Origin of the sequence: Pseudomonas sp. 2822-17, from assembly GCF_002742485.1 — a bacterium.
GTDB classification, from domain to species: domain Bacteria; phylum Pseudomonadota; class Gammaproteobacteria; order Pseudomonadales; family Pseudomonadaceae; genus Aquipseudomonas; species Aquipseudomonas cyclaminis.
This window is the reverse complement of the sequence record NZ_LJRZ01000280.1, coordinates 1-337: the sequence shown is the minus strand read 5'-3', so window position 1 is coordinate 337 and position 337 is coordinate 1. Positions and strand designations below refer to the sequence as shown.

Sequence of the window (337 nt, the reverse complement as noted above, 5' to 3'; positions counted from 1 at the left end):
CCATTTAGTAAGCTATCAATAGTGCTTTTTAGAGTTTTTTCGTTTTCTTGAATATCTTTTTCTACAGCAGTTAACCAACCGGTTTCCTTCATCGTTCCATCCAGATTCATTTGCAAATACATATCCTCAGTATGTTTTGAATTATTTCTAGCTGTTACTTGTACAAGACTATCAGGGTGTAACTGGACAGCTAAACCAAAATCTCTAGGTGTTAGATTATCTTGTTGCATGCTTTTCAAACGATTAATTAAATCATTAGTAGCTTCAATTATAAAACCAAATTTTTTATATAGGTCATCCGTTAAATAAATTCGGCATATGTCTTCATATCCAATAC

1 protein-coding gene is annotated in these 337 nt (G+C 31.8%); it reads right to left on the bottom strand.

Translation table 11 applies throughout. From position 1 onward, the window contains the following. On the bottom strand, positions 1-337 hold a 337-nt coding region (locus tag AOA60_RS03935), incomplete at both ends, for a Z1 domain-containing protein (RefSeq protein ID WP_218240554.1).